The sequence below is a fragment of the Pseudomonas viridiflava genome (assembly GCF_900184295.1).
In the GTDB taxonomy this organism is placed as follows: domain Bacteria; phylum Pseudomonadota; class Gammaproteobacteria; order Pseudomonadales; family Pseudomonadaceae; genus Aquipseudomonas; species Aquipseudomonas viridiflava.
Genome location: NZ_LT855380.1, coordinates 594,580 through 620,577, shown reverse-complemented (window position 1 = coordinate 620,577; position 25,998 = coordinate 594,580). Strand labels below are relative to the sequence as shown.

Genomic DNA, 25,998 nt, shown 5'->3' with positions numbered 1-25,998 from the left:
CGATAAAACCGATGCACCGAAGACGAGTTAGCAACGTGTCGTTCTCATATAGAGGTAGTGCGCCCAGGCTCACGCCTGACAAAAGCCGATCAACCCATTAGGCTGCCGGTATCGTTTCTGGCTTGGAATATCCGATGTCCCACACCATTCGCGCAATGTTTCCTGCATTGTTTCTGTCATTGATCATTCCTTGTGCCCTGCCTGCCCTGGCAGCAGATGCACCAAAGGACGCGGCCAAAGACGCTCCCGAAGAGCGCGCGCCACTGCCCAGCCGCGCGCAGGAAGATGCCATCGCGCTTGAGCGTCAACTGCCCAAAGAGGATCAGCAGCAACTGCAGGCAGGCGACGAAAGCTTTCTGGCGCTCTGGAAACCGGCCAACACTGACGAGCCGCAAGGTGCCGTCATTATCCTGCCTGGCGCAGGCGAATCGCCGGACTGGCCCGACGTGGTCGGCCCGCTGCGACGCAAGTTTCCCAATGTCGGCTGGTCCAGCCTGAGCGTCACCTTACCGGACGCACAGGACACTGCGCTGATGCCGCGTGACACTGACGCCGCGACCGGCGACGCCAGCGCTGAAAAACCCAAGGAAGCGCCAAAGGATGCGCCTGCCAAGGATGCGGCCGCCGAGGCAGAAGCCCAGGCCAGCGCCGACACGGCCAAGGCAGCGGCCGATGAAGAACGCAACAAGGCCCAGGCTGAAAGGGTCTTTGCCCGCATTGATAGCGCGATTGCCTTTGCGCAGCAGAACAAGGCGCACAGCATCGTATTGCTCGGCCACAGCAGCGGCGCTTATTGGGCGACGCGCTACATGAGCGAGCGCCCGTCGCCTCTGGTGCAGAAACTGGTGTTGGTGGCCGCACGCGAACCGCTCGACACGCCACCGTCACTGCTGGACATGGTGCCCACGCTGAAGGTCAATACCGCCGACTTCATCTACAAAAACCCGCCCCAGCAGGCAGCGACCGAACGCCTCCAGGCCAGCAAACGCGCCAAGGGACCGGGCTTCACACAAATCGGGCTGATCAATATTGCAGGCAATGCAGAGACAGAACAGGAACAACTGTTCCGCCGGGTTCGCGGCTGGGTCGAGGCCAAATAGGCCGGGGATGCTCTTGGCGTGTTGAAACACGCTGTCCGTAGCAATCACCCGATTGTGGGAGGCGTCACCACGTCTTCGACGTAGCGCTGTCGCGCAGCACACACCGGACCGTAGGAGCGGACTTGTCCGCGAATGCTGCATTTCAGTCGCTGAACCTTCATCGTCTGCACCACCCCTTCGCGGACAAGTCCGCTCCCACAAAATCCAGTTTCTTCAGTGGGTTGCAGGTTGTTTGATAAGAGGCGGCTTGCCGGCGATGAACGATGACGCGACTTTCCTGACATGCCGCGTCGACTGCATCGCCGGCAAGCCGCCTCCCACTCATAGGAGTGAGCATCATCACTGAAACCCGCGGCGCGCCTTGATCAGTCGATAAGCGTTGTGCAGTTCGCTGGTTTTCTCGGTCGCCACACGCACCTGCAATGAGCTGGCGCCCGAGCCTGCGATCTTGTCCGGGTGGTGGCGGCTGAGCAGCCGCCGATAGGCACGCTTGATGGTCACAGGATCCGTGTCGGCCTGCACGCCCAGCAACAGCAGTGCACCCTTGTAGGCGTCAGTGCTGCCGATTGACGGCCGCTTCATCGGATCATGTTCGGCGGCCAGTGCTTCGATCTGCGGTTCGGTCCAGCCCAGCCACATGCCCCACACACCAATCAGCTCGCGCTCGGCCCGGGACGCCTTGCCATCGGCCCATGCCATTCGCCAACAGGCGCGTAACAATCCTTCGGCGTTGTCCGGTTTATCTCTCAAACCGCGCAGATAACTGCGCAGCCCATCGGATCCGTCCTTGCCGCGCTTGAACGCATTAATTGCACGCAACTGGCCCGCCTTGTCCATGCTCAGTCGTTGCATCTCGACCCGCGCCTGATGAATGTGACTGGCGACCACGCGCCCGTCACATTTGGCCAGGCGCCCCAGCAGCACGAACAGTAATTCATCGTCATGAACAGCCGGGCGACCACCCAGACGCTCACGCAGATGCGCCCAGCTGTACAGTTTCAATCGACGGTCCAGCGCCTGCCCCAGCAAGGCGCCCAGCATCGCACCGGGTATGTCGGCAATCGCGTACCCGATACCAGCGCCTGCCAGTGTGCCCGGCCAGATCATTCAGTACGTCCCGCCAGCAACTGCTCCACTTCGGCCAGCCGTTCATGAGTACCGACATCCACCCAGCGTCCGCTGAAATGCTCACCGGTTACCTGCCCTTCACGCATGGCATCACGCAGCAACGGCGCCAGCTTGAACGCGCCCGCCTCGCAACCGGCGAACAGTTCAGGATGCAAAATCGCGATACCGCTGTAGGTGAGGCGATGCCCAGCCGAGTCGTCATCGAGTACCTGACCGTCAACCAGCGAGAAATCCCCCGTCGGGTGATGCGCCGGGTTGTCGATCAACACCAGATGCGCAAGCCCCGTCAACGGTCGACGCAGCGAGGCGAAGTCGTAGTCCGTCCAGATGTCGCCATTGACCACCACAAACGGCTCGTCGCCCAGCAAAGGGAGGGCGCGGAAGATGCCGCCACCTGTTTCCAACGGCTCGCCTTCAGGGGAGTAACGGATGTTCAGGCCGAAGCGTTGGCCGTCGCCGAGCCAGTCTTCGATCTGCTGCCCCAGCCACGCATGGTTGATGACCAGATCGTGAAACCCGGCCTCACGCAAAGCATTGAGGTGATATTCGATCAAAGGCACACCACCTGCGCGCACCAGAGGTTTTGGCGTGTGCAGGGTCAACGGGCGCATGCGCTCGCCTTTCCCGGCAGCGAGAATCATCGCTTTCATGCAATCCTCTTCAACACAATCGGTACCTTTTTCAAAATGAGTCAGACGGCTGTCTCGACGGGCTGCTGCAGGCTGGTCAGCAACTGACCCAGTTGCGCCAGTTCCGGACGTCGCGAAAGAACGGCTTCTATATAGGCGAAAAAGCGTGGAACGTCGCCCAGATAACGCGGCTTGCCATCGCGATGACAGATACGCGCGAAGATGCCGATGACTTTCAAGTGACGCTGTACGCCCATCAGGTCGCTGGCCCGCTCGAACGCAGCGAAGTCTTCATGGACCGGAATGCCCAGCGCCCGCGCCTTGTCCCAGTAGATTTTCAACCAGTCGCTGACGCGCTCCTGCGGCCAACTCAGGAACGCATCCTTGAACAGGCAGGTGATGTCGTAGGTGACCGGGCCATACACGGCATCCTGAAAATCCAGCACGCCCGGATTGGGCTCGCTGATCATCAGGTTCCGAGGCATATAGTCGCGATGCACCAGCACCTTGGGCTGTATCAGCGCACTTTCGATCAACAAATCACTGGCCTGCTGCCAGTCAGCCAGTTGCGCCTCGTCCATGTCGATGCCCAGATGACGCTTCACGTACCACTCGGGAAACAGCTCCAGCTCACGGCGCAGCAAGGCCACGTCATAGCTGGGCAACGGCGCATCCATCGGCAATTGTTGATAAGCCAGCAACGACTCGATGGCGTCGGCAAACAACACATCCGCGTTATCGGCATCGATCACGTCCAGATAAGTCTGGCGACCCAGATCGTTGAGCAGTAAAAAGCCCTGCGCGAGATCTTCAGCGTAAATTTTCGGAACATTTATGCCGGACTTTTCCAGCAAATGAGCGATATCCACAAACGGTTTGCAGTTTTCCTGGGGTGGCGGCGCGTCCATCACAATAAAAGTTCGCCCTTCGCCCTCCCAACGGAAATAACGACGAAAACTCGCATCGCTGCTGGCCGCAGTCAACGTGGCCGGGGGTACGGCGCCCCAGTTCTGCGCGGCGAACAGCGCTGGCAACTGCTTATCCAGCCAAACTTTCAGGGATTGCAGGCGTATATCTTGATCTGGCATTACAAGGGTCTCCGACGGCGCTAGCCGTCAAGCGGGTCATGCTTTATTATCCGGAATCTTTTTCAGCCCATCGAGAGGCGTGCGGCCCCCCCGCGGGCAGATGGCGCGCAGGAAGCCCGGACTAATAAGATGGCATTGAAATCCCCCGCGTTTCGTAAAAAATTTCCGTTGCTCGTAACCGGCAGTCTGCTGGCGATGCAACCTCTGGCCACTCAATTCGTGGTTGCCGCGGAACAGTATGACTGCTCAGTCTCTGCTTCGGGTGCCTGGAATTGTGCGCCTAAATCCGGCACCGCTGCCGTTGAACTGCCTCCGCGCCCCGTGCACAGCACGACGTCGGTCAGTTCCAACGGTACTGTGACCTCGGAAAGCACTTCCGCCGGCGAACCGGTTGCGACCACGCAACTGGTCACCGAAGCCAAGGGCAAAGGCCTGAGGTCGCGTAGTGCTGACTACAGTCACCTCGATTGGGTTCCTCGTGAAAAGCTCACCGCAGCGCAACTGGCCGAAACCGGTCCGTATTGCTCGGGTGCCTACGTAGAGCCGATTCGCCCGGGCATGGACGACAAGACGAAGATGAGCGATGCACCGATGTTCGTCGGTGCAAAAGCCTCGCGTTACGAGCAGGAAGCACAGGTTGCGACCCTCGCTGGTGACGTCGTGTTGCGTCAAGGCAGCATGCAGGTTCAGGCTCAGGAAGCCGCCCTGCATCAGGCCGAGAACCGTGGCGAGCTGAACGGTGACGTGCGTCTGCGTGACAACGGCGCACTGATCGTCGGCGACAAGGCCGAACTGCAGCTCGACACCGGCGAAGCCCGTGTCGACAACGCCGAGTACGTCCTGCACAAGTCGAACATTCGCGGTAACGCTCTGTACGCCAAGCGTGCCGAGAACGCGATCATTCGCCTCAAGGACGGCACATACACCACGTGCGAGCCGAACAGCAACGCCTGGACGCTCAAAGGCAACAACATCACGCTGAACCCGGCCACCGGTTTCGGCACCGCGACCAACGTGACGCTGCGGGTCAAGGACGTACCGGTACTCTACACGCCGTACATCTACTTCCCGATCGACGACCGTCGCCAGTCCGGTTTCCTGCCGCCTACCATCGGTACAGGCAGCGACACCGGTTTCACGCTGGTCACGCCTTACTACTTCAACCTGGCGCCGAACTACGATGCCACGTTGTACCCGCGTTACATGGCCAAACGCGGTCTCTTGATGGAAGGCGAGTTCCGCTACCTGACCAAGAGCAGCGAAGGCCAGTTCGGTGGCGGCTACCTGAACGACGAAGACGACGAGCGCAAGCTGCAGTCGGACTACGACAAGACGCGCTGGATGATCAACTGGCAGCACACGGGCGGGCTTGATTCGCGCTGGCTGACCAAGGTCGACTACACCGATATCAGCGATCCGTACTATTTCCAGGATCTGGAAACCGATCAGATTGGTGTGAGCAGGACTGATTTCATCAATCAGCAGGGGTCCCTGACGTATCGTGGCGACAGCTACCGCGCCACGTTCAATGCCCAAGCGTACAAGCTGGCGACGATTGCGAACATTACGCCATACAACCGCCTGCCGCAGATCACCTTGAACGGTACTCTGCCTTACAATCCGGGCGGATTGAAGTTCGATTACGAGACCGAAGCGGTTCGTTTCGAGCGTGATCTGCGCGACGGCAACTTCATTGATGAAAATGGCAACTCATCGGTGCGACTGGACAGAAACGTTGCAGGTCTGGCGCGCTCCAATGGCGATCGTCTGAATCTGGCACCGTCCATGAGCTTGCCGATGAACTGGACCTATGGGTTCCTGACGCCAAAGCTCAAGTATGTATACACCCAGTACGATCTGGATCTGGACAGTCAGGGCAAAAACACGCTGTTGGCTGACGAAGAGTACAGCAGTAGCCAAAGCCGCAGCGTGCCGATCTTCAGTGTCGACAGCGGCCTGTATTTCGACCGCAACACTCAGTGGTTCGGCAAGAATTATCGTCAGACCCTCGAGCCGCGCCTGTTCTATCTTTATGTTCCCAAGAAAGATCAAACCGATATCCCGGTTTTCGATTCGGGTGAAAGCACGTTCAATTACGCGTCTCTATTCCGCGATAACCGATTCAGTGGTGTCGACCGTATCGGTGACGAAAACAAGCTGTCGCTGGGCATCACCAACCGCTGGATCGAAGACAACGGCTTTGAGCGTCAGACATTCAGTATTGGTCAGGCGATTTACTTCCGAGATCGCGAGGTTCAGTTGCCCGGCATCACCTTTGCCGACCGTGACGATGCCAAGGCCAACGTTTCGCCTTACGCCCTTGAATACGCCTACCGCTTTAACCGCGACTGGCGCTTCAACTCGGACTTCAACTGGGATCCGGACAGCAAGAGCACCCGCTCGGGCAGCGCGATGTTCCATTACCAGCCTGAGGACAACCCGAACAAGGTCGTGAACTTCGGCTATCGCTATCGCGATGACCAGATCCGTTTCGACCAGACAACTGGCCGTTGGACCGTGGGCGGTGGCGACTATGGCACACCGGGCACCCCTGGCTACGTAAAGGACTACTACAAGATCCAGCAGCATGACTTCTCGGTCATCTGGCCGATTGTCCCGCAGTGGAGCCTCATCAGCCGCTGGCAGTATGACTACAACCGCGACCGTACCATCGAAGCCTTTGGTGGTTTCGAATACGACAACTGCTGCTGGAAGCTGCGCCTGATCAACCGTTACTGGATTGATTACGACGAGTTCAGCCAGGAAGCGCCTCAGAACGAAAAAGGCGACCGCGGCATATTCCTACAAATCGTGTTGAAGGGACTCGGCGGCGTGACCGGCGCCAAAGTAGAGAGCTTCCTCGACAAAGGCATCCAAGGTTATCGTGAACGTGAAGACCAAGCTTTCTGATTGTCTGCGCCCGCTGATGCTGGGCGCGTTACTCCTGAGCGGTGCTGTGCATGCAGCGGTTCAGCCTCTGGACAGTGTCGTGGCCATCGTCGACAACGACGTGATCATGAAAAGCCAGATGGACCAGCGTGTTCGTGAAGTTCAGCAAACCATCGCCAAGCGCGGGTCGGGCGTACCGCCTGCCGAAGCACTGCAGCAGCAGGTTCTGGATCGTCTGATTCTGGAAAACCTGCAGTTGCAGATTGGCGAGCGTTCCGGCATTCGCGTCACTGACGAAGAACTGAACCAGGCCATCGGCACCATCGCTCAGCGCAACAACATGAGCGTTGACCAGTTCCGTGCAGCGCTGGCCCATGACGGTCTGTCATACAACGATGCACGCGAGCAGGTTCGTCGCGAGATGATCATCAGCCGTGTGCGCCAGCGTCGTGTGGCAGAGCGTATCCAGGTCTCCGAGCAGGAAGTGAAGAACTTCCTGGCCTCCGATCTGGGCAAGGCTCAGCTGTCCGAAGAGTTTCACCTGGCCAACATCATGATCGCCACGCCTGACAGTGCATCGTCCGATGCCATTCAGGCGGCAGCGCGCCGGGCCAAGGACGTTTACGACCAGTTGAAGAAAGGCGCCGACTTCGCACAGATGGCGATTGCCAAATCGTCGAGCGAAAGCGCGCTGGAAGGCGGCGACATGGGCTGGCGCAAGGCGGCCCAACTGCCACCTCCGTTCGGCGACATGCTCAGCTCGATGCCGATTGGTGACGTGACGCCTCCGGCGCGCACACCGGGCGGTTTCATTATCCTCAAGCTGCTTGAAAAGCGCGGTGGACAGGGTCAGGCACAGATGCGCGATGAAGTGCATGTGCGCCACATCCTGATCAAGCCAAGCGAAATCCGCAGCGAAGAAGAAACCAAGCGTCTGGCTGCCAAGATCTATGACCGCATCGAAAACGGCGAAGATTTCGGCGAACTGGCGAAGAGCTTCTCGGAAGATCCGGGTTCGGCACTCAACGGCGGTGACCTGAACTGGGTCGACCCCAACTCGCTGGTTCCAGAGTTCCGTGAAGTCATGGCTGAAACGCCTCAGGGCGTGGTGTCCAAACCGTTCAAGACCGCTTATGGCTGGCACGTTCTGGAAGTTCTGGGCCGTCGCGCCACGGACGCCACCAGCCAGGCTCGTGATCAGCAAGCGTTGAACGTACTGCGTAACCGCAAGTACGACGAAGAGCTGCAAACCTGGCTGCGTCAGATCCGTGACGAAGCCTACGTTGAAATCAAGCTTCCTGGCGCAGCCCAGGCTGCTCAGTGAAACCAAAGCGCTTCGCTCTGACACCCGGCGAGCCGGCCGGCATAGGTCCTGACCTTTGCCTGCTGCTCGCCACGCAGCCTCAGCCACACCCCCTGATTGCCATTACCAGCCGCGACCTGCTCACCGAGCGGGCCGCGCAATTGGGCGTGGCCGTCAACCTGCTCGAAGTGATGCCAGATGCCCTCCCCGACTCGCCCGCCCCTGCGGGCAGCCTGTATGTCTGGGATACCCCGCTGGCAGCGCCAGTGGTCACGGGTGAGCTGAACACGGCCAACGCCGGGTTCGTGCTGCAAACCCTGACACGCGCCGGGCAAGGCTGCCTCGACGGCCTGTTCAGCGGCATGATTACCGCCCCGGTGCACAAGGGCGTGATCAACGAAGGCGGCTTTGCCTTCTCCGGACACACCGAATTCCTCGCAGAACTGACCCATACCGAACAGGTGGTGATGATGCTGGCCACTGGCGACCTGCGAGTCGCACTGGTCACCACACACCTGCCGTTGCGCGATGTGGCCGATGCCATTACCCCGGACCGGCTGGAACGCGTCACGCGCATCCTGCATGCCGATCTGGTGAACAAGTTCGGTATCCCTCACCCGCGCATCCTGGTGTGCGGTCTCAATCCGCATGCCGGCGAGAGCGGGCATCTGGGGCGCGAGGAAATCGACATCATCGAACCGACTCTGGAGCGCCTGCGCAGCGACGGCCTGGACCTGCGTGGTCCGCTGCCTGCCGACACTCTGTTTACCCCCAAATATCTGGAGCACTGCGATGCGGTGCTGGCGATGTACCACGATCAGGGCCTGCCCGTACTCAAGTACAAAGGCTTCGGCGCAGCCGTCAATGTGACGCTGGGCCTGCCGATCATCCGTACGTCCGTCGACCACGGCACCGCGCTGGACCTGGCGGGCAGTGGCAAGATCGACACCGGCAGCCTGCACGTCGCACTGCAAACCGCCTACCAGATGGCCGAGACCCATTCATGACCGAGCTCTACCAACACCGGGCGCGCAAGCGTTTCGGGCAGAACTTCCTGCACGATGCAGGCGTTATCGACAAGATCCTGCGCGCGATTCGCGCCAAACCCGAAGACCGTCTGCTGGAAATCGGTCCGGGTCAGGGCGCATTGACGGAAGGCCTGCTCAACAGCGGCGCCCACCTCGACGTTGTGGAGCTGGACAAGGACCTGATCCCGATCCTCAACAGCCAGTTCGCCGGCAAGCCGAACTTCAACCTGCATCAAGGTGATGCGCTGAAGTTCGACTTCAACAGCCTGGGTGCCGAGCCGCGCAGCCTGAGGGTCGTCGGCAACCTGCCGTACAACATCTCGACGCCGCTGATCTTCCACCTTTTGCAGAACGCCAGTCTGATCCGCGACATGCACTTCATGTTGCAGAAGGAAGTGGTCGAGCGCCTTGCAGCCGGCCCTGGCGGCGGTGACTGGGGTCGCCTGTCGATCATGGTCCAGTATCACTGTCGCGTAGAGCACCTGTTCAACGTGGGGCCTGGTGCGTTCAACCCGCCGCCCAAAGTGGACTCGGCCATTGTGCGCCTCGTGCCGCACGAAACCCTGCCCCACCCGGCCAAGGATCACCGCCTGCTGGAGCGCGTCGTACGTGAAGCCTTCAACCAGCGTCGCAAGACCCTGCGCAACACCTTGAAACTGCTGTTGAGCAGTGATGACATCACCGCTGCGGGTGTAGACGGCAGTCTGCGTCCGGAGCAACTGGACCTGGCCGCTTTCGTTCGTCTGGCCGACAAGCTGGGCGAGAAAGCCCTCGCGGAGTAAGCATTGGTGACAGGTAAGCGGCTGACGGCCATTGGTCATTTTCCGTTTACTTGTCCTAGACTGATGCTGCTGTTGAGCACTCCGTTTTTTTCGCTATGGATTTCAAGGCCTACTGAATGTCCGATTCCCGTTATCAGGTCGACGTCAGCGTCGTCACGCGCTTCCTCGCAGAACAGTCCCAACCCGAGCAGAATCGCTTCGCGTTCGCCTACACCATCACGGTCCAGAACAATGGCGAGCTGCCTGCCAAGCTGTTGTCCCGGCACTGGGTCATCACGGATGGCGACGGTCACGTCGAAGAAGTCCGTGGCGAAGGCGTGGTGGGCCAGCAACCGCTGATCAAGGCTGGTCAGAGCCACACGTACAGCAGCGGCACTGTGATGACGACCAAGGTCGGCAACATGCAGGGCTCGTATCAGATGCTGGCCGAAGACGGTAAACGCTTCGACGCCGTCATCGCCCCGTTCCGCCTTGCCGTTCCGGGTGCCCTTCACTGATGGCGGTGTACGCCGTAGGCGACCTGCAAGGTTGCCTGGATCCGCTGAAGTGCCTGCTTGACGATGTGCAGTTCGACCCTGAAAAGGATCAGTTGTGGCTGGTGGGCGATCTGGTCAACCGCGGCCCCCAGTCGCTGGAGACACTCCGGTTCCTGTACGGCATCCGTCAATCGTTGGTCTGCGTGCTGGGCAATCATGACCTGCACCTGCTGGCCGCCGCACGCAGCATCGAGCGCCTGAAAAAAGGCGACACGCTGCGTGAGATCCTGGAAGCGCCGGATCGTGACCAGCTGCTGGGCTGGATACGCCAGCAGAAACTGATGCATTACGACGAATCGCGCAACGTCGCGATGGTCCACGCCGGAATCGCACCGCAGTGGTCGCTGAAGAAAGCGCTCAAGCATGCAGCCGAAGTCGAACAGGCTCTGCAGGACGACAATCTGTACGAACCGTTTCTGGACGGCATGTACGGCAACGAGCCTGCCAAGTGGGACAACGATCTGAACGGCGTCACCCGGCTAAGGGTCATCACCAACTACTTCACGCGGATGCGTTTCTGTACCAGCGATGGCAAGCTCGACCTCAAGGGCAAGGAAGGCGTCGAGACGGCCAAGCCTGGCTACGCGCCCTGGTTCACTCACAAGAACCGTAAGACTCGCTCGGTGAAGATCATCTTTGGCCACTGGGCCGCGCTTGAAGGTCGCTGTGACGAGCCGGACGTCTTCGCGCTCGACAGCGGCTGCGTGTGGGGCGGTGCCATGACGCTGCTCAACGTCGACACCCTTGAACGTCATCAATGCAATTGCGATGCTGTCGGCCACGTAGCAACACCGACCATCACCCGAATACCGGCAGACGCCAGCCGTCATCAGCAGCCACAGGCTCAGGAGCCCACGCAATGACCGATTTCAAACGCATCCCCCCCGAACAGGCTCAGGCACTGCGCGAGCAAGGCGCGGTCGTGGTCGATGTTCGTGACGCCCAGACGTTCGAGAGCAGCCACATTCCCGAGTCACAGCACCTGGACAACCACTCGATCGCCGACTTCATCGCCAAAGCCGATCTGGACAAACCCCTTGTGGTGATCTGCTATCACGGCAACTCCAGCCAGAGCGCAGCGGCCTATCTCGTGGGTCAGGGATTCTCGGACGTGTACAGCGTGGACGGCGGCTTCGAGCTGTGGCGCTCGACTTTTCCTGCCGAAACCGTACAAGGCAACTGAAAAATATTTTTATGACAGTCGATCCCGCGTTCTACGCGGGCTCGCGCCCCAACTGACGAACGGTCAGCCCGTCTTCTCGCTCATCCCTTCTTTATCTTTCCGAATCCGAACTATCCTTAGCCTAGGCCATCCGAAATCAGGGGAGAGCCGGTACACCGGCGCGTGGGTCATCGGTAGTTACTTTTATGGTGTTCTGGGGGGTAAACGGCATCTGGATACTCAGCTGCTGCCAGCATCGACTGACGATCCGCCGCCGGCTCAACGTATCGAGCGAGGTGACGTCATGAGTATTTTTAGCCACTTCCAACAACGCTTTGAAACCACACGTCAGGAAGAGCTCTCGCTGCAGGAGTATCTTGAGCTCTGCAAACAGGATCGCAGCGCATACGCCTCGGCGGCAGAACGTCTGCTGCTGGCCATAGGCGAACCTGAGCTGGTGGATACTTCCGCCAACTCGCGGCTGTCGCGAATTTTCTCCAACAAGGTGATACGTCGCTATCCGGCGTTTGCAGACTTCCATGGGATGGAAGAATGCATCGACCAGATTGTCTCGTATTTCCGCCATGCCGCCCAAGGCCTGGAAGAAAAGAAGCAGATCCTCTATCTGCTCGGCCCGGTTGGCGGTGGTAAATCGTCTCTGGCTGAAAAACTCAAACAACTGATCGAAAAAGTCCCGTTCTACGCCATCAAGGGCTCGCCGGTATTCGAGTCGCCATTGGGCCTGTTCAATGCCAATGAAGACGGTGCCATTCTCGAAGAAGACTTCGGCATCCCGCGGCGCTACCTGAGCACCATCATGTCGCCCTGGGCGACCAAGCGTCTGGCTGAGTTCGGGGGCGACATCAGTCAGTTCAAGGTCGTGAAACTCTATCCATCAGTTCTCAACCAGATCGCTGTGGCCAAGACCGAACCGGGTGACGAGAACAACCAGGACATCTCGGCACTGGTCGGCAAGGTCGATATCCGCAAGCTGGAAGAGTTTCCGCAGAATGACGCCGACGCCTACAGCTATTCGGGCGCGCTCTGCCGGGCCAACCAGGGCCTGATGGAATTCGTCGAGATGTTCAAGGCGCCGATCAAGGTCCTGCACCCGTTACTGACGGCTACTCAGGAAGGCAACTACAACAGTACCGAAGGGCTGGGCGCGATTCCGTTTACCGGCATTCTGCTGGCGCACTCCAACGAATCGGAATGGCACAGCTTCCGCAACAACAAGAACAACGAAGCCTTCATCGACCGTATCTACATTGTGAAGGTGCCTTACTGCCTGCGGGTTAGCGACGAGATCAAGATCTACGACAAGCTGTTGTTCAACAGCTCTCTGTCCAAGGCGCATTGCGCACCGGACACGCTGAAGATGCTGGCGCAGTTCACCACCCTGTCGCGCCTCAAGGAGCCGGACAACTCCAATATCTACTCCAAGATGCGGGTGTACGACGGCGAGAACCTCAAGGACACCGATCCGAAAGCCAAGTCGATTCAGGAGTACCGCGACAGCGCGGGCGTCGACGAAGGCATGAACGGTCTGTCGACCCGTTTCGCGTTCAAGATTCTGTCCAAGGTGTTCAACTTCGATCCGCATGAAATCGCGGCCAACCCGGTGCATCTGCTCTATGTGCTGGAACAGCAGATCGAACAGGAGCAATTCCCTGCCGAGACGCGCGAGCGTTATCTGCGCTTCATCAAGGAATACCTGGCACCGCGCTACATCGAGTTCATCGGCAAGGAGATTCAGACCGCTTACCTGGAATCCTACAGCGAGTACGGGCAGAACATTTTCGACCGCTACGTGCTGTACGCGGACTTCTGGATTCAGGATCAGGAATACCGCGATCCGGAGACTGGCGAGATTCTCAACCGTGTGGCACTGAACGAGGAGCTGGAAAAGATCGAGAAACCTGCCGGTATCAGCAACCCGAAAGATTTCCGCAACGAGATCGTCAACTTCGTGCTGCGCGCCCGCGCCAACAACAACGGCAAGAACCCGACCTGGCTCAGCTACGAAAAGCTGCGTGTCGTGATCGAGAAGAAAATGTTCTCCAACACCGAGGACCTGCTGCCGGTCATCAGCTTCAACGCCAAAGCCAGCAAGGAAGACCAGCAGAAGCACAACGACTTTGTCACTCGAATGGTTGAACGGGGCTACACCGATAAACAGGTACGTCTACTCTCCGAATGGTATCTGCGCGTACGCAAGTCGCAGTAATGGCAGCGGCAAGCGGCAGGCTGTAAGCCTCAGGCGGGCGTAGGTTCGTCTGAGGTGCTGTTTTTGTGCCAGCGCTTGCTTTTAAGCTTCAGCCTCACGGCTTGAAGCTTGCAACTTGAAGCTGCCCGGAGGGCCTATGAGCTATGTGATTGACCGACGTCTCAACGGCAAGAACAAGAGCACGGTAAACCGGCAACGGTTTCTGCGGCGTTACCGTGACCACATCAAGAAGGCAGTGGAAGAAGCTGTCAGCCGCCGCTCCATTACTGATATGGAGCATGGCGAACAGATCAGTATTCCCGGTCGAGACATCGACGAGCCTGTGTTGCATCACGGACGTGGCGGCAAACAGACCGTCGTTCACCCTGGTAACAAGGAATTCACCACCGGCGAGCACATCGCCAGGCCGCAAGGCGGCGGTGGCGGCAAAGGACCTGGCAAGGCGAGCAATTCCGGCGAAGGCATGGATGAGTTCGTGTTCCAGATCACCCAGGAAGAATTTCTCGAATTCATGTTCGAGGACCTGGAGTTGCCCAACCTGGTCAAACGCAACCTGACCGGCACGGACACCTTCAAGACCGTGCGCGCCGGGATCAGTAACGAAGGCAATCCTTCGCGCATCAACATCATCCGTACGCTGCGCTCCGCCCATGCGCGACGCATTGCCCTGTCGGGCAGCAGCCGGGCAAAACTCAAGGAAGCCAACAGCGAACTTGAGCGCATGAAGCGCGAAGAACCTGACAATTTCGGAGACATTCAAGCGCTTGAGGTGGAAATCGAACGCCTCAAGGCGCGCATTCGTCGCGTGCCGTATCTGGACACCTTCGACCTCAAATACAACCTGCTGGTCAAGCAGCCCAACCCCAGCTCCAAGGCTGTGATGTTCTGCCTGATGGACGTTTCCGGCTCCATGACCCAGGCGACCAAGGACATCGCCAAACGCTTTTTCATCCTGCTGTATCTGTTCCTCAAGCGTAACTACGACAAGATCGAAGTCGTGTTCATTCGCCACCATACCAGTGCCCGCGAAGTGGACGAGGAAGAGTTTTTCTATTCTCGGGAAACCGGCGGCACCATCGTCTCCAGCGCCCTGAAACTGATGCAGGAGATCATGGCCGAGCGTTATCCGAGCAGTGAATGGAATATCTACGCGGCCCAGGCTTCCGACGGCGACAACTGGAACGACGACTCGCCGATTTGCCGCGACATCCTGACCAAGCAGATCATGCCGTTCGTGCAGTACTACACCTACGTGGAGATCACGCCGCGCGAACATCAGGCACTTTGGTATGAATATGAGCGCATCGGAGAGGAATATGCCGACACGTTCGCCCAGCAGCAGCTTGTCTCTGCCGGTGATATCTATCCGGTATTCCGCGAACTCTTCCAGCGAAGGTTAGTGTCATGACCGCCAGAGAGCAGAAACGCCAACCCATTTCCACGGGGTCAGAGTGGACGTTCGAACTGATCCAGACCTACGACCGCGAAATCAGCCGTATCGCTGATCGTTATGCGCTGGACACTTATCCCAACCAGATCGAAGTGATCACCGCCGAGCAGATGATGGACGCCTATGCCTCGGTCGGCATGCCGTTGGGCTACCACCACTGGTCCTACGGCAAACACTTCCTCAGCACTGAAAAATCCTATACGCGCGGCCAGATGGGTCTGGCGTACGAAATCGTCATCAACTCCGACCCCTGCATCGCTTACCTGATGGAAGAAAACACCATCTGCATGCAGGCGCTGGTGGTCGCTCATGCCTGCTATGGCCACAACAGTTTTTTCAAGGGCAACTACCTGTTCCGCACCTGGACCGATGCCAGTTCGATCATCGATTACCTGGTGTTCGCCAAGCAGTACATCATGCAGTGCGAGGAACGCCATGGCATCGACGCCGTGGAAGACCTGCTCGACTCCTGCCATGCGCTGATGAACTACGGCGTGGACCGCTACAAGCGTCCGTATCCGATTTCGGCGGAAGAGGAGCGGCGTCGGCAGAAGGATCGGGAAGAGCACCTGCAGCGCCAGATCAATGACCTGTGGCGCACCATCCCGAAAAGTGCGAAGGAAGGCGGCAAGGAAGACAATGCACGCTTCCCTGCCGAGCCTCAGGAAAACATTCTCTACTTCATCGAGAAACACGCGCCGCTGCTGGAGCCCTGGCAGCGCGAAGTGGTGCGCATCGTGCGCAAGATTGCGCAGTACTTCTATCCCCAGCGACAAACACAGGTGATGAACGAAGGCTGGGCCACGTTCTGGCACTACACATTGATGAACGACCTCTATGACGAGGGTCTGGTTACCGACGGCTTCATGATGGAGTTCCTGCAGTCGCATACCAGCGTCATTTATCAACCCGGCTTCGACAGCCCCTACTACAGCGGCATTAACCCTTACACGCTGGGCTTTGCGATGTATCAGGACATCCGCCGGATGTGCGAGCACCCGACCGAAGAAGACCGTCAGTGGTTTCCGGAGATTGCCGGCACTGACTGGCTGACCGCGATCAAGTTCGCGATGAGCAGCTTCAAGGACGAGAGCTTCATCCTTCAGTACCTCTCGCCCAAGGTCATACGCGACCTCAAACTGTTCAGCATCATGGACGACGACCTGAAAGATGATCTGCTGGTCCCGGCCATCCATGACGAGAACGGCTACCGCACCATTCGCGAAATACTGGCCGCGCATTACAACCTGGGTAACCGCGAGCCCAACATCCAGATCTACAGCATCGACCGGCGCGGAGACCGTTCGCTGACCCTGCGTCATCAGCAGCACAACCGCAAACCGCTGGGCGACTCCACCGATGAAGTGCTCAAGCACTTGCATCGCCTGTGGGGGTTCGACATCCATCTGGAAACCCTGCAGGGCGATCAGATCGTGAAAACCCACCACGTACCACCGAGAGGCGAGCACGCCGACAGTGAATATCCCCGGCTCGATTTGGCGGTTGTACACCTCTAAATCCTGAAGACGTGAAGCTTAAACCGGTCATCGTTCGGTTTTAGCCTCCGTAAGGACGACGCAAGGTTTATCCTGTCGCGCTTACGGAGGTTTTTTATGCAGATTTTTAAAGTGGGCGGCGCCGTACGCGACCGCCTCCTGGGTTTACCCGTCACCGATATCGACTGGGTGGTCGTCGGCGCGTCGGCTGAAGACATGCTGGTCAAGGGCTATCGTCCGGTCGGCACCGATTTTCCGGTATTTCTCCACCCGCTGACGGGCGAGGAATATGCGCTGGCACGCACTGAGCGCAAAAGTGGCGTGGGGTATGGCGGCTTTGTTTTTCATGCGAGCCCTGACGTTACGCTCGAGCAGGACCTGATCCGTCGCGACCTCACCATCAACGCGATGGCCGAAGACAAGGACGGCAACCTGACCGACCCCTATCACGGCCAGCAGGACCTAGAAGCGCGCATTTTGCGTCACATTTCCCCCGCGTTCGCCGAAGATCCCCTGCGTGTACTGCGCGTTGCCCGTTTCGCCGCTCGTTATGCGCCGCATGGTTTCAGCATCGCTCCCGAGACGCTGGGCCTGATGCGGCAACTGAGTGAATCCGGCGAGCTCAAGGCGTTGACACCCGAGCGCAGCTGGAAGGAAATCTCTCGCGCCCTGATGGAAAAACAACCACAGGTGTTCATCGAGGTGCTGCATGAGTGTGGCGCGCTGAAAGAACTGATGCCCGAAGTAGAGGACCTGTTCGGCGTACCTCAGCCAGCCGCGCATCACCCTGAAATCGACACCGGCGTGCATGTACTGAGTGTGCTGGAGCAGGCTGCCCTTCACGAGCATCCGTTGAGCGTGCGCTGGGCCTGCCTGCTTCATGATCTGGGCAAAGGGCTGACCCCGGAGTCGGAATGGCCAAGACACATCGCCCACGAGCACACCGGCTTGCGCCTGATCAAGGCTGTCAACGAACGCTTCCGGGTACCGAGGGAGTGTCAGGAATTGGCGTTGCTGGTCGGCCAGTACCACACACACGGACATCGGGCGCTGGAACTCAAGCCCTCCACTGTGCTGGAACTGCTGCACAGCTTCGACGTGTACCGCAGGCCGCAGCGCTTCGAGGAATTCATCGCCGCGTGCGAGATGGATGCACGAGGCCGTCATGGTTTCGAGCAGCGCAGTTATCCACAGGCGCAGTACCTGCGCGGCGCCGCAGAAGCGGCACGGGCGGTGTCGGTACAGCCACTGCTCGAGAAAGGCTTGCAGGGTCAGGAGCTGGGCAACGCCCTGAAAAATGCGCGACTGGATGCGCTGAAAGTGTACAAAGCGGAGTATGGCAATAGGTAAGTCGATCGATTCCTAGGCTCCAGCGCTCATCGTTATACACAAGTCCGCAAGCCGCGCAAAACGGGGGCCTAAACGAAAGTGACTGACTGAATGCATACCCCTTGGTCGTAGCAAGACTCGGGTATAACGCTGAGCACAAGCTTGGGCATGATCGGCGTGCTTGAGATCATGCTGATCGTTCCTACGCTCTGCGTGGGAATGCCTCCCAGGACGCTCCGCGTCCGCTCTGGAATGTGGCGCAGATGTGTGCCCAAGCTCCAGCGTTATCCACGTCATGCGCTCGGCTTAATGAATCCTCAGTCTGTGCCATTTGTGACGCGGAGCGTCACGGGAGGCATGCCCACGCAGAGCGATGGGCACGATCAGTGTTGAAGCGGACTTATGTATAACGCCGAGCGCGTGGGCACGATCATAAGCCCTTGAGCAACTGCGCAGGCGTCAACGCCTGGCCTTTCCACTCGAACGCCACAGGCCATAGCTGCTGATCGATCTGCGCGTCAGCCCACAACGTGCTGAACGGCACACCAACACCTGGGTGCAGACGATCAGGGGCAATCAGCGACAAAGGCCACAAGACGAACGCATTCTTGAGAATTTCGGCGCGAGGCAGGATAAGCCCGTCGAAGTTGCCGACCTGCTCGCCATACAGCAGCACGTCGATGTCCAGCGGCAGTCCTTTGCGATCCGGGGCGTAGCGGCCGTTGTCGGCCTCGATGAATTTCAGACGGCGGTCCAGCTCCATCAACGGCAGATCGGTCAGAGCCGACACCACCAGGTTGAAAAACGGACCGCTCTTGATGCCCACCGGATGACTCTCGAAGACCGGCGAACAGCTCAACTCACTCAGAAAGCTGTCCAGCGCATCGAGCCCGGCATGCAGGTGTTTTTCGCGCTCGATGTTACTGCCGAGCCCGAGGAAAATCCGCGTCAGCGACATCCGCGCTCGATCTCCACGCCCACACCGGCGGCGGCAGCGACCGCACCGGGCTTGGTCAGCCTCAGGTGCAGCCAGGGGATATTGAACTCAGCCATCAGCACCTCGGCCAGGCGCTCGGCAAACGTCTCGACCAACTGAAACTGCGCCTGCTCGGCAAAGGCCTGGATGCGGGTCGAAACACTGGCGTAGTCGAGTGCCTTGCTCAGGTCATCACCCGCGGCCGCAGGTCGGTTGTCCCAGGCAAAACTCAGGTCAAGACGCAGGCACTGACGAATGCCGCGCTCCCAGTCGTACGCGCCGATCACGGTATCGACCTCAAGACCCTGAATGAAAACTCTGTCCAAGCACTACTCTCCACTGCACGACAAGGGCGCGATGCGCCGTTAGAATCAGGGCATCCTCGCCCGGAATGGTTAGCATGTTTTGGTTACTGGCGACCTTCGCCTACCTGCTCGGCTCACTGTCCTTCGCCATCCTGCTCAGTCGCCTCAACGGCGGTCCCGACCCGCGTGAAAGCGGTTCAGGCAACGCAGGCGCGACCAACATGCTGCGTCTGGCCGGTAAAAAAATGGCCATCCTCACGCTGATCGGCGATCTGTGCAAAGGTCTGGTCCCGGTACTGATCGCCAGCGCCTGGGGGCTTGATCCTTCGCAACAGGGCTGGATCGGCGTGTGCGCCGTACTGGGCCATCTGTTCCCGCTGTACTTCCGCTTTCGCGGTGGTAAAGGTGTCGCCACGGCTGCCGGCGTGCTGCTAGGTCTTTATCTTCCCGCTGCCGCACTGGCCATCGCCGCCTGGCTGCTGACGTTCCGCCTGACCCGCACCAGCTCGCTGGCCGCGCTGATCGCCACACCCCTCACACTGCCATTGCTGGCCTGGCAGGAACCTCGGGCATTGCTGCCCATGAGCGTCCTGACACTGCTGATCGTCTGGCGACATCGCGGCAATCTACGCGACCTGCTCGCCGGGCGCGAACGGCATTTCTGATCGGTGTATTACAGCCCCGACAGTTGCTCCATTGGCCAGCGCGCCTGCACGCTGATGCTCAGGTCTTCCTTCTGGCCTGCCTGCAAACGCTGACAGCCCGCATAGGCGATCATCGCGCCGTTGTCGGTGCAGAACTCGGGACGCGCATAAAACACTTGCCCGCGCAGATCGCCCAGCATGCTCTCCAGCGACTGACGAAGCGCCTTGTTGGCGCTGACACCGCCCGCGATGACCAGGCTCTTGAGGCCCGTCTGCTTGAGCGCGCGCTTGCACTTGATGGTCAAAGTCTCCACTACCGCCTGCTGGAAGGCCAGAGCGATGTCGCAACGGGTTTGCTCGCTGTCGTCCCCGGCACTCTGGCACTGCTGCCAGGTGTTGAGTGCAGACGTTTTCAGACCGCTGAAGCTGAACATCAGGCCAGGACGATCCGTCATCGGCCGCGGAAACGTGAAGCGCCCCGCCAGACCCTGAGTCGCCAGTCTGGAAATCTCCGGACCGCCGGGGTATTGCAGGCCCATCATCTTGGCGGTCTTATCGAACGCTTCGCCTGCCGCGTCATCGAGCGTCTCGCCCAGCAACTCGTATTGGCCGATGCCATCGACACGAACCAGCTGCGTGTGGCCGCCGGACACCAACAAAGCGACGAACGGAAACTCGGGTGGATTTTCTTCCAGCATCGGGGCCAACAGATGGCCTTCCATGTGGTGCACGCCCAACGCCGGAATGTCCCAGGCGAACGCCAAGGCCTGTGCGCAGGACGCACCGACCAGAAGAGCGCCCACAAGTCCCGGCCCTGCGGTGTAGGCAATGGCGTCGATGTCGGTTGCGACGCAGTCGGCCTCGGCCAGCGTCTGGCGAATCAGGGGCAGCATGCGCTTGACGTGATCACGCGAAGCCAGCTCCGGCACCACGCCGCCATAAGCACGGTGCAGGTCGATCTGACTGAATAATGCATCGGCCAGCAAACCGCGCTCACTGTCGTAAAGCGCGACGCCGGTTTCATCGCAGGACGTTTCTAATCCCAGTACTAGCATGGGTTTGCGCCTTGTAGGGGGCAGATTCGAAGGCGCGCATAATAGTCGCCGACCGAGGTGCCGACCAGCGGTTTTCGATCAGAGGCTTTGCATTCCTCTCAATGAGGGGTTAACATCCGCAACCCTTAAAAACCGACGTACTTTTGTGCAGTGTTTGCACGAAGCGTTGACCCCGGTAATGAATGAAGGTAGCTCTGGATGCCAGCCGTCAAAGTTAAAGAGAACGAACCCTTCGACGTAGCTCTGCGTCGTTTCAAGCGCTCCTGCGAAAAAGCCGGTGTTCTGGCTGAAGTTCGTAGCCGCGAATTTTACGAGAAGCCGACTTCCGAGCGTAAGCGTAAGGCAGCTGCTGCTGTCAAACGTCACGCCAAGAAAGTTCAGCGCGAGCAGCGCCGCGCCGTTCGTCTGTACTAATACAGACTTACGTCGAAAGCTTCTGCCTTGCCCGGCCTTACAGTCGGGCTGTCGGCAGTTGCAGTTATAGCATCACGCTAGATTGACCGAGCAGCCAAGGCAGCACATGCGACCCGGGCTTCAGTCAAGCACGTCCCGCCTGCTTACAGGCAACATTGGTCATGCCCTCTCGGGCAGCACATCGATCAATGGACAAGACGAGTATGCCTTGATGACTTCGCAAGAAGCTCAGCCAAGGCAGCGTCTCGTGCATATGAAAATCCCTTTTCATACCCAAGCACCGACCTTCGGATGCCAAGACGTGCCCGCTTGTTGCAGTGCCTTTCAAAAAGGCGGCTGACAGGCCGACGGAACGCTCGTAGAGTCACCACGATAATTTCGCGACACGCTTGATATGAGAATGCCATGGCCGGGCTGATTCCCCAGAGCTTCATCGACGACCTTCTGAACCGTACCGACATCGTCGACGTGGTCAGCTCGCGTGTGCAGCTCAAGAAAACCGGGAAGAACTTCAGCGCCTGCTGCCCGTTTCACAAAGAGAAAACACCCTCTTTCAGCGTCAGCCCGGACAAACAGTTCTATTACTGCTTTGGCTGCGGCGCGGGTGGCAACGCCCTTGGTTTCATCATGGACCACGACAACCTGGATTTTCCCCAGGCCGTCGAGGACCTCGCCAAAGCCGCCGGTATGGAAGTGCCCCGCGAGCAGGGCGTCAAAGGCCAGAAGCCGCGCCAGCCCACCGATTCGCCGCTCTACCCGCTGCTGACTGCCGCCGCAGAATTTTACCGTCAGGCCCTGAAGAACCATCCGACGCGCAAAGCTGCGGTGGACTACCTAAAGGGCCGCGGCCTGTCAGGCGAGATCGCGCGGGACTTCGGCCTCGGCTTCGCACCTCCAGGCTGGGACAACCTGTACAAACACCTGAGCAGCGATACCCTGCAGCAAAAGGTAATGATCGACGCCGGCCTGCTGATCGAAAACGCAGAAACCGGCAAGCGCTATGACCGCTTCCGTGATCGGGTGATGTTTCCGATTCGCGATTCCCGCGGGCGGGTCATCGCGTTTGGCGGCCGGGTACTGGGCGACGACAAACCCAAATACCTGAACTCGCCGGAAACACCGGTCTTCCATAAAGGCCAGGAGCTTTACGGCCTGTTCGAAGCCCGCAAGTACAACCGCAACCTCGATGAAATCATCGTCGTCGAGGGTTACATGGACGTCATCGCGCTGGCTCAGCAAGGGCTGCGCAACGCCGTTGCCACGCTGGGTACAGCCACCAGCGAAGAACACCTGAAGCGTCTGTTCAGGGTCGTGCCCAACGTGCTGTTCTGCTTCGACGGCGACCAGGCAGGCCGCAACGCCGCCTGGCGAGCGCTTGAAGCGACACTGTCGAGCCTGCAGGACGGAAGGCGGGCACGCTTTCTGTTTCTGCCCGAAGGCGAGGACCCGGACACCCTGGTGCGCTCGGAAGGCACCGACGCATTCAGGGCGCGCATCAACCAGCACGCGCAGCCGCTGGCGGATTACTTCTTCGAGCAACTGACCAAGGAAGCCGACCCGCGCTCGCTCGAGGGCAAGGCTCATATGGCCACCCTCGCCGCTCCGCTGATCGACAAGGTGCCCGGCGCGAACCTCAAGACCCTGATGCGTCAGCGCCTGACCGAAATCACCGGCCTGAGCGGTGAAGCGGTCAGCCAGCTGGTGCAGAGCGCACCCTCGGAAGCGCCGCCCAGCTACGACCCGTATGTCGATTATGACGCGATGCCTGATTTTGCCGACTACCAGCCACAGGGCGGTTATGAAGCGCAGCAGGACTGGACGCCGAAGAAAACCGGCGGTCCGAATCAGAAAAAATGGGAAAAGAAACCCTGGGACAAAAAAGGCAAGCGTGGGGACTTCGAACCGCGCGCGCCACGTGTGCCAACAGCGGTTGAACCACCGATGCAGGCCGCACTCAGAACATTACTGCACCACCCCGAACTGGCCGAGAAAGTCGAAAATGCCAGCCATTTCGCGGCAGAAGACCAGTCTCAGGCTCAATTATTGGTTTCTCTTATTGAAGCCCGGCAAAAGAATCCCAATCTTCGGTCGTTACAGTTGATAGCGCGGTGGCATGGAACCGAACAGGGCCGTTTGCTGCGCGCTTTGGCCGAAAAGGAATGGTTGATCGAGGCCGACAACCTTGAACAACAGTTTTTCGACACTATAACTAGCTTATCCGCTCGCCAACGCGAGCGTAGCCTGGAACATCTGATCAGCAAGGCACGTCAAACCGAACTGAGTGCAGAAGAGAAAATTCAGCTTCGGGACCTGCTAAATCGCAATGTTCCTGCACAAACCCCGACCTCAACTGGCGCGTGAGGTCATAGCTCGGGTATAATCCTCGGCTTGTTTTTTGCCCGCCAAGACCTTCAGTGGATAGGGTGTTATGTCCGGAAAAGCGCAACAGCAGTCTCGTATCAAAGAGTTGATCACCCTGGGTCGTGAGCAGAAGTATCTGACTTACGCAGAGGTCAACGACCACCTGCCCGAGGATATTTCAGATCCTGAGCAGGTGGAAGACATCATCCGCATGATCAACGACATGGGGATCCCGGTACACGAGAGTGCTCCGGATGCGGACGCCTTGATGCTGGCCGACGCCGATACCGATGAGGCAGCCGCAGAAGAAGCGGCCGCAGCATTGGCAGCGGTTGAAACCGACATCGGTCGTACCACTGATCCCGTTCGCATGTACATGCGTGAAATGGGTACCGTTGAACTTCTGACCCGTGAAGGCGAGATCGAAATCGCCAAACGTATCGAAGAAGGCATCCGTGAAGTGATGGGCGCAATTGCGCACTTCCCTGGCACGGTTGACCATATTCTTTCCGAATACACACGTGTCACGAGCGAAGGCGGTCGCCTGTCCGACGTTCTCAGCGGATACATCGACCCGGACGACGGCATTGCGCCGCCTGCCGAAGTGCCTCCGCCTGTCGACCCCAAAGCCGCCAAGGCCGAAGGTGCCGACGACGACGAGGAAGAATCGGCAGACGCTTCCGATGAAGAAGACGAAGTCGAAAGCGGCCCGGATCCGGTCATCGCTGCACAGCGCTTCGGTGCTGTCTCCGATCAGATGGAGATCACCCGCAAGGCCCTGAAGAAGCTCGGTCGCGAAGACAAGCACGCCATTGCCGAAATGGTTGCTCTTGCCGAACTGTTCATGCCGATCAAGCTGGTTCCAAAGCAGTTTGAAGGTCTGGTAGAGCGTGTGCGTGGTGCCCTCGAGCGTCTGCGTGCCCAGGAACGCGCCATCATGCAGCTGTGTGTACGTGATGCACGTATGCCGCGCGCCGACTTCCTTCGCCAGTTCCCTGGCAACGAAGTCGACGAGAGCTGGACCGATGCGCTGGCCAAGGGCAAGAGCAAATACGCTGAAGCCATTGGCCGCCTGCAGCCTGACATCCAGCGTTGCCAGCAGAAGCTGTCTGCGCTCGAAGAAGAAACCGGCCTGAAGATTGCCGAGATCAAGGACATCAACCGTCGCATGTCGATCGGTGAGGCCAAGGCCCGCCGCGCGAAGAAAGAGATGGTTGAAGCGAACCTTCGTCTGGTGATCTCCATTGCCAAGAAGTACACCAACCGCGGTCTGCAATTCCTCGATCTGATCCAGGAAGGCAACATCGGTCTGATGAAGGCGGTGGACAAGTTCGAATACCGTCGTGGTTACAAGTTCTCGACTTATGCCACCTGGTGGATCCGTCAGGCGATCACTCGCTCGATTGCCGACCAGGCACGCACCATCCGTATTCCGGTGCACATGATCGAGACGATCAACAAGCTCAACCGTATTTCCCGCCAGATGTTGCAGGAAATGGGTCGCGAACCGACTCCGGAAGAGCTGGGCGAACGCATGGAAATGCCTGAGGACAAGATCCGCAAGGTACTGAAGATCGCCAAAGAGCCGATCTCCATGGAAACCCCGATCGGTGACGACGAAGATTCGCATCTGGGTGACTTCATCGAAGACTCGACCATGCAGTCGCCAATCGATGTCGCCACGGTCGAAAGCTTGAAAGAAGCGACACGCGAAGTGCTGTCGGGCCTCACGGCTCGTGAAGCCAAGGTTCTGCGCATGCGTTTCGGCATCGACATGAACACCGACCACACGCTGGAAGAAGTTGGCAAACAGTTCGACGTGACCCGCGAGCGGATCCGTCAGATCGAAGCCAAGGCACTGCGTAAACTGCGTCACCCGACCCGTAGCGAACACCTGCGTTCGTTCCTCGACGAGTAATACGCGCAACACGCTATGCGTTCAAACAGAACCCCCCGGCCCGCCGGGGGTTTTGCGTTTCAGACCCGCCGAAATTTCAAAGCGCTCTATCTCGGGTGTTTCATTGAATCCCCCTCGAAAACACGCCTGTCAGCCGTCGCCCGGCAGGCAAAATTCCGAAACCTGACCTACAACTATG

Annotated in this window: 22 protein-coding genes; 16 read left to right on the top strand and 6 right to left on the bottom strand. The window is 59.0% G+C overall.

Features of this window, described 5'->3' with window-relative positions:
• Positions 1–134: 134 nt before the first annotated feature.
• A complete protein-coding gene (locus CFBP1590_RS02975; protein WP_058431035.1) occupies positions 135–1,100 on the top strand; it encodes an alpha/beta hydrolase family protein in 966 nt (321 codons plus the stop codon).
• 339 nt (positions 1,101–1,439) lie between these two features.
• Here CFBP1590_RS02975 and CFBP1590_RS02970 read toward each other — a convergent pair whose 3' ends face one another.
• Genes CFBP1590_RS02970 through CFBP1590_RS02960 form a run of 3 tightly spaced genes read right to left on the bottom strand, consistent with a single transcriptional unit; the run spans position 1,440 to position 3,945 of the window.
• Entirely contained in the window at positions 1,440–2,207 is a 768-nt protein-coding gene (locus CFBP1590_RS02970) for a TerB family tellurite resistance protein (protein ID WP_088234461.1), read from the bottom strand.
• On the bottom strand, positions 2,204–2,878 hold the full coding sequence (gene murU, locus CFBP1590_RS02965; protein WP_088234460.1) for an N-acetylmuramate alpha-1-phosphate uridylyltransferase MurU: 675 nt from the start codon (positions 2,876–2,878) through the stop codon (positions 2,204–2,206). The genes CFBP1590_RS02970 and murU overlap by 4 nt, the downstream gene beginning before the upstream one ends.
• Before the next feature lie 41 nt (positions 2,879–2,919).
• On the bottom strand, positions 2,920–3,945 hold the full coding sequence (locus CFBP1590_RS02960; protein ID WP_088234459.1) for an aminoglycoside phosphotransferase family protein: 1,026 nt from the start codon (positions 3,943–3,945) through the stop codon (positions 2,920–2,922).
• A 129-nt stretch (positions 3,946–4,074) separates the two neighbouring features.
• Between CFBP1590_RS02960 and CFBP1590_RS02955 the strand changes: the two genes are divergently transcribed.
• From CFBP1590_RS02955 to CFBP1590_RS02905, 11 genes are all read left to right on the top strand, one after another.
• Positions 4,075–6,855, top strand: a complete 2,781-nt coding sequence (locus tag CFBP1590_RS02955; RefSeq protein WP_088234458.1) for an LPS-assembly protein LptD — start codon at positions 4,075–4,077, stop codon at positions 6,853–6,855.
• Positions 6,836–8,158, top strand: coding sequence for a peptidylprolyl isomerase (locus CFBP1590_RS02950; RefSeq protein ID WP_057409966.1), 1,323 nt, complete (start codon positions 6,836–6,838; stop codon positions 8,156–8,158). The genes CFBP1590_RS02955 and CFBP1590_RS02950 overlap by 20 nt, the downstream gene beginning before the upstream one ends.
• Positions 8,155–9,144: a 4-hydroxythreonine-4-phosphate dehydrogenase PdxA gene (pdxA, locus tag CFBP1590_RS02945; protein WP_088234457.1), complete on the top strand. Its 990-nt coding sequence runs from the start codon at positions 8,155–8,157 to the stop codon at positions 9,142–9,144. The genes CFBP1590_RS02950 and pdxA overlap by 4 nt, the downstream gene beginning before the upstream one ends.
• On the top strand, positions 9,141–9,947 hold the full coding sequence (gene rsmA, locus CFBP1590_RS02940; protein ID WP_004885336.1) for a 16S rRNA (adenine(1518)-N(6)/adenine(1519)-N(6))-dimethyltransferase RsmA: 807 nt from the start codon (positions 9,141–9,143) through the stop codon (positions 9,945–9,947). The genes pdxA and rsmA overlap by 4 nt, the downstream gene beginning before the upstream one ends.
• Positions 9,948–10,063: 116 nt before the next feature.
• Positions 10,064–10,444 (top strand): Co2+/Mg2+ efflux facilitator ApaG/CorD, encoded by a 381-nt coding sequence (gene apaG, locus CFBP1590_RS02935; RefSeq protein ID WP_004885335.1) that lies wholly within the window; start codon positions 10,064–10,066, stop codon positions 10,442–10,444.
• On the top strand, positions 10,444–11,346 hold the full coding sequence (locus tag CFBP1590_RS02930) for a symmetrical bis(5'-nucleosyl)-tetraphosphatase (protein WP_088234456.1): 903 nt from the start codon (positions 10,444–10,446) through the stop codon (positions 11,344–11,346). Before apaG ends, CFBP1590_RS02930 begins: the two co-directional genes overlap by 1 nt.
• A complete protein-coding gene (gene glpE / locus CFBP1590_RS02925; RefSeq protein WP_004885333.1) occupies positions 11,343–11,666 on the top strand; it encodes a thiosulfate sulfurtransferase GlpE in 324 nt (107 codons plus the stop codon). The genes CFBP1590_RS02930 and glpE overlap by 4 nt, the downstream gene beginning before the upstream one ends.
• Before the next feature lie 283 nt (positions 11,667–11,949).
• Positions 11,950–13,872 carry a PrkA family serine protein kinase gene (locus CFBP1590_RS02920; protein ID WP_004885332.1) on the top strand — a complete coding sequence of 641 codons (1,923 nt, stop codon included), beginning with the start codon at positions 11,950–11,952 and terminating at the stop codon, positions 13,870–13,872.
• A gap of 136 nt (positions 13,873–14,008) precedes the next feature.
• Entirely contained in the window at positions 14,009–15,280 is a 1,272-nt protein-coding gene (locus tag CFBP1590_RS02915) for a YeaH/YhbH family protein (protein WP_004885330.1), read from the top strand.
• A complete protein-coding gene (locus tag CFBP1590_RS02910; protein ID WP_088234455.1) occupies positions 15,277–16,839 on the top strand; it encodes a SpoVR family protein in 1,563 nt (520 codons plus the stop codon). Before CFBP1590_RS02915 ends, CFBP1590_RS02910 begins: the two co-directional genes overlap by 4 nt.
• A gap of 96 nt (positions 16,840–16,935) precedes the next feature.
• Complete coding sequence (locus tag CFBP1590_RS02905) at positions 16,936–18,168, top strand: multifunctional CCA addition/repair protein (protein WP_043305471.1); 1,233 nt, start codon at positions 16,936–16,938, stop codon at positions 18,166–18,168.
• A gap of 409 nt (positions 18,169–18,577) precedes the next feature.
• On the opposite strand, the gene folK is transcribed toward CFBP1590_RS02905, so the two are convergent.
• Positions 18,578–19,105 carry a 2-amino-4-hydroxy-6-hydroxymethyldihydropteridine diphosphokinase gene (gene folK, locus CFBP1590_RS02900; RefSeq protein WP_088234454.1) on the bottom strand — a complete coding sequence of 176 codons (528 nt, stop codon included), beginning with the start codon at positions 19,103–19,105 and terminating at the stop codon, positions 18,578–18,580.
• Positions 19,096–19,449 carry a dihydroneopterin aldolase gene (gene folB / locus CFBP1590_RS02895; RefSeq protein WP_004887801.1) on the bottom strand — a complete coding sequence of 118 codons (354 nt, stop codon included), beginning with the start codon at positions 19,447–19,449 and terminating at the stop codon, positions 19,096–19,098. The genes folK and folB overlap by 10 nt, the downstream gene beginning before the upstream one ends.
• A gap of 74 nt (positions 19,450–19,523) precedes the next feature.
• Between folB and plsY the strand changes: the two genes are divergently transcribed.
• On the top strand, positions 19,524–20,093 hold the full coding sequence (gene plsY, locus CFBP1590_RS02890) for a glycerol-3-phosphate 1-O-acyltransferase PlsY (RefSeq protein ID WP_004887799.1): 570 nt from the start codon (positions 19,524–19,526) through the stop codon (positions 20,091–20,093).
• A gap of 8 nt (positions 20,094–20,101) precedes the next feature.
• On the opposite strand, the gene tsaD is transcribed toward plsY, so the two are convergent.
• Positions 20,102–21,127 (bottom strand): tRNA (adenosine(37)-N6)-threonylcarbamoyltransferase complex transferase subunit TsaD, encoded by a 1,026-nt coding sequence (gene tsaD / locus CFBP1590_RS02885; RefSeq protein WP_058431048.1) that lies wholly within the window; start codon positions 21,125–21,127, stop codon positions 20,102–20,104.
• Positions 21,128–21,325: 198 nt separating this feature from the next.
• Here tsaD and rpsU point away from each other — a divergent pair, with 198 nt between their 5' ends.
• The 3 genes from rpsU (at position 21,326) to rpoD (ending at position 25,820) form a co-directional block, all read left to right on the top strand.
• On the top strand, positions 21,326–21,541 hold the full coding sequence (gene rpsU, locus CFBP1590_RS02880; RefSeq protein ID WP_002551877.1) for a 30S ribosomal protein S21: 216 nt from the start codon (positions 21,326–21,328) through the stop codon (positions 21,539–21,541).
• Positions 21,542–21,946: 405 nt separating this feature from the next.
• Positions 21,947–23,902, top strand: a complete 1,956-nt coding sequence (dnaG, locus tag CFBP1590_RS02875) for a DNA primase (protein ID WP_088234453.1) — start codon at positions 21,947–21,949, stop codon at positions 23,900–23,902.
• Positions 23,903–23,969: 67 nt separating this feature from the next.
• Positions 23,970–25,820 (top strand): RNA polymerase sigma factor RpoD, encoded by a 1,851-nt coding sequence (gene rpoD / locus CFBP1590_RS02870; protein WP_058431050.1) that lies wholly within the window; start codon positions 23,970–23,972, stop codon positions 25,818–25,820.
• Positions 25,821–25,998: the final 178 nt, after the last annotated feature.

Coding starts and splice junctions, on each gene's coding strand:
- rpsU (WP_002551877.1), top strand. CDS start 21,326: ATGCCAGCCGTCAAAGTTAAAGAGAACGAACCCTTCGACGTAGCTCTG.
- tsaD (WP_058431048.1), bottom strand. CDS start 21,127: ATGCTAGTACTGGGATTAGAAACGTCCTGCGATGAAACCGGCGTCGCG.
- apaG (WP_004885335.1), top strand. CDS start 10,064: ATGTCCGATTCCCGTTATCAGGTCGACGTCAGCGTCGTCACGCGCTTC.
- dnaG (WP_088234453.1), top strand. CDS start 21,947: ATGGCCGGGCTGATTCCCCAGAGCTTCATCGACGACCTTCTGAACCGT.
- rpoD (WP_058431050.1), top strand. CDS start 23,970: ATGTCCGGAAAAGCGCAACAGCAGTCTCGTATCAAAGAGTTGATCACC.
- CFBP1590_RS02920 (WP_004885332.1), top strand. CDS start 11,950: ATGAGTATTTTTAGCCACTTCCAACAACGCTTTGAAACCACACGTCAG.
- CFBP1590_RS02930 (WP_088234456.1), top strand. CDS start 10,444: ATGGCGGTGTACGCCGTAGGCGACCTGCAAGGTTGCCTGGATCCGCTG.
- murU (WP_088234460.1), bottom strand. CDS start 2,878: ATGAAAGCGATGATTCTCGCTGCCGGGAAAGGCGAGCGCATGCGCCCG.
- glpE (WP_004885333.1), top strand. CDS start 11,343: ATGACCGATTTCAAACGCATCCCCCCCGAACAGGCTCAGGCACTGCGC.
- CFBP1590_RS02905 (WP_043305471.1), top strand. CDS start 16,936: ATGCAGATTTTTAAAGTGGGCGGCGCCGTACGCGACCGCCTCCTGGGT.
- plsY (WP_004887799.1), top strand. CDS start 19,524: ATGTTTTGGTTACTGGCGACCTTCGCCTACCTGCTCGGCTCACTGTCC.
- CFBP1590_RS02970 (WP_088234461.1), bottom strand. CDS start 2,207: ATGATCTGGCCGGGCACACTGGCAGGCGCTGGTATCGGGTACGCGATT.
- CFBP1590_RS02910 (WP_088234455.1), top strand. CDS start 15,277: ATGACCGCCAGAGAGCAGAAACGCCAACCCATTTCCACGGGGTCAGAG.
- CFBP1590_RS02915 (WP_004885330.1), top strand. CDS start 14,009: ATGAGCTATGTGATTGACCGACGTCTCAACGGCAAGAACAAGAGCACG.
- CFBP1590_RS02955 (WP_088234458.1), top strand. CDS start 4,075: ATGGCATTGAAATCCCCCGCGTTTCGTAAAAAATTTCCGTTGCTCGTA.
- rsmA (WP_004885336.1), top strand. CDS start 9,141: ATGACCGAGCTCTACCAACACCGGGCGCGCAAGCGTTTCGGGCAGAAC.
- CFBP1590_RS02975 (WP_058431035.1), top strand. CDS start 135: ATGTCCCACACCATTCGCGCAATGTTTCCTGCATTGTTTCTGTCATTG.
- CFBP1590_RS02960 (WP_088234459.1), bottom strand. CDS start 3,945: ATGCCAGATCAAGATATACGCCTGCAATCCCTGAAAGTTTGGCTGGAT.
- folK (WP_088234454.1), bottom strand. CDS start 19,105: ATGTCGCTGACGCGGATTTTCCTCGGGCTCGGCAGTAACATCGAGCGC.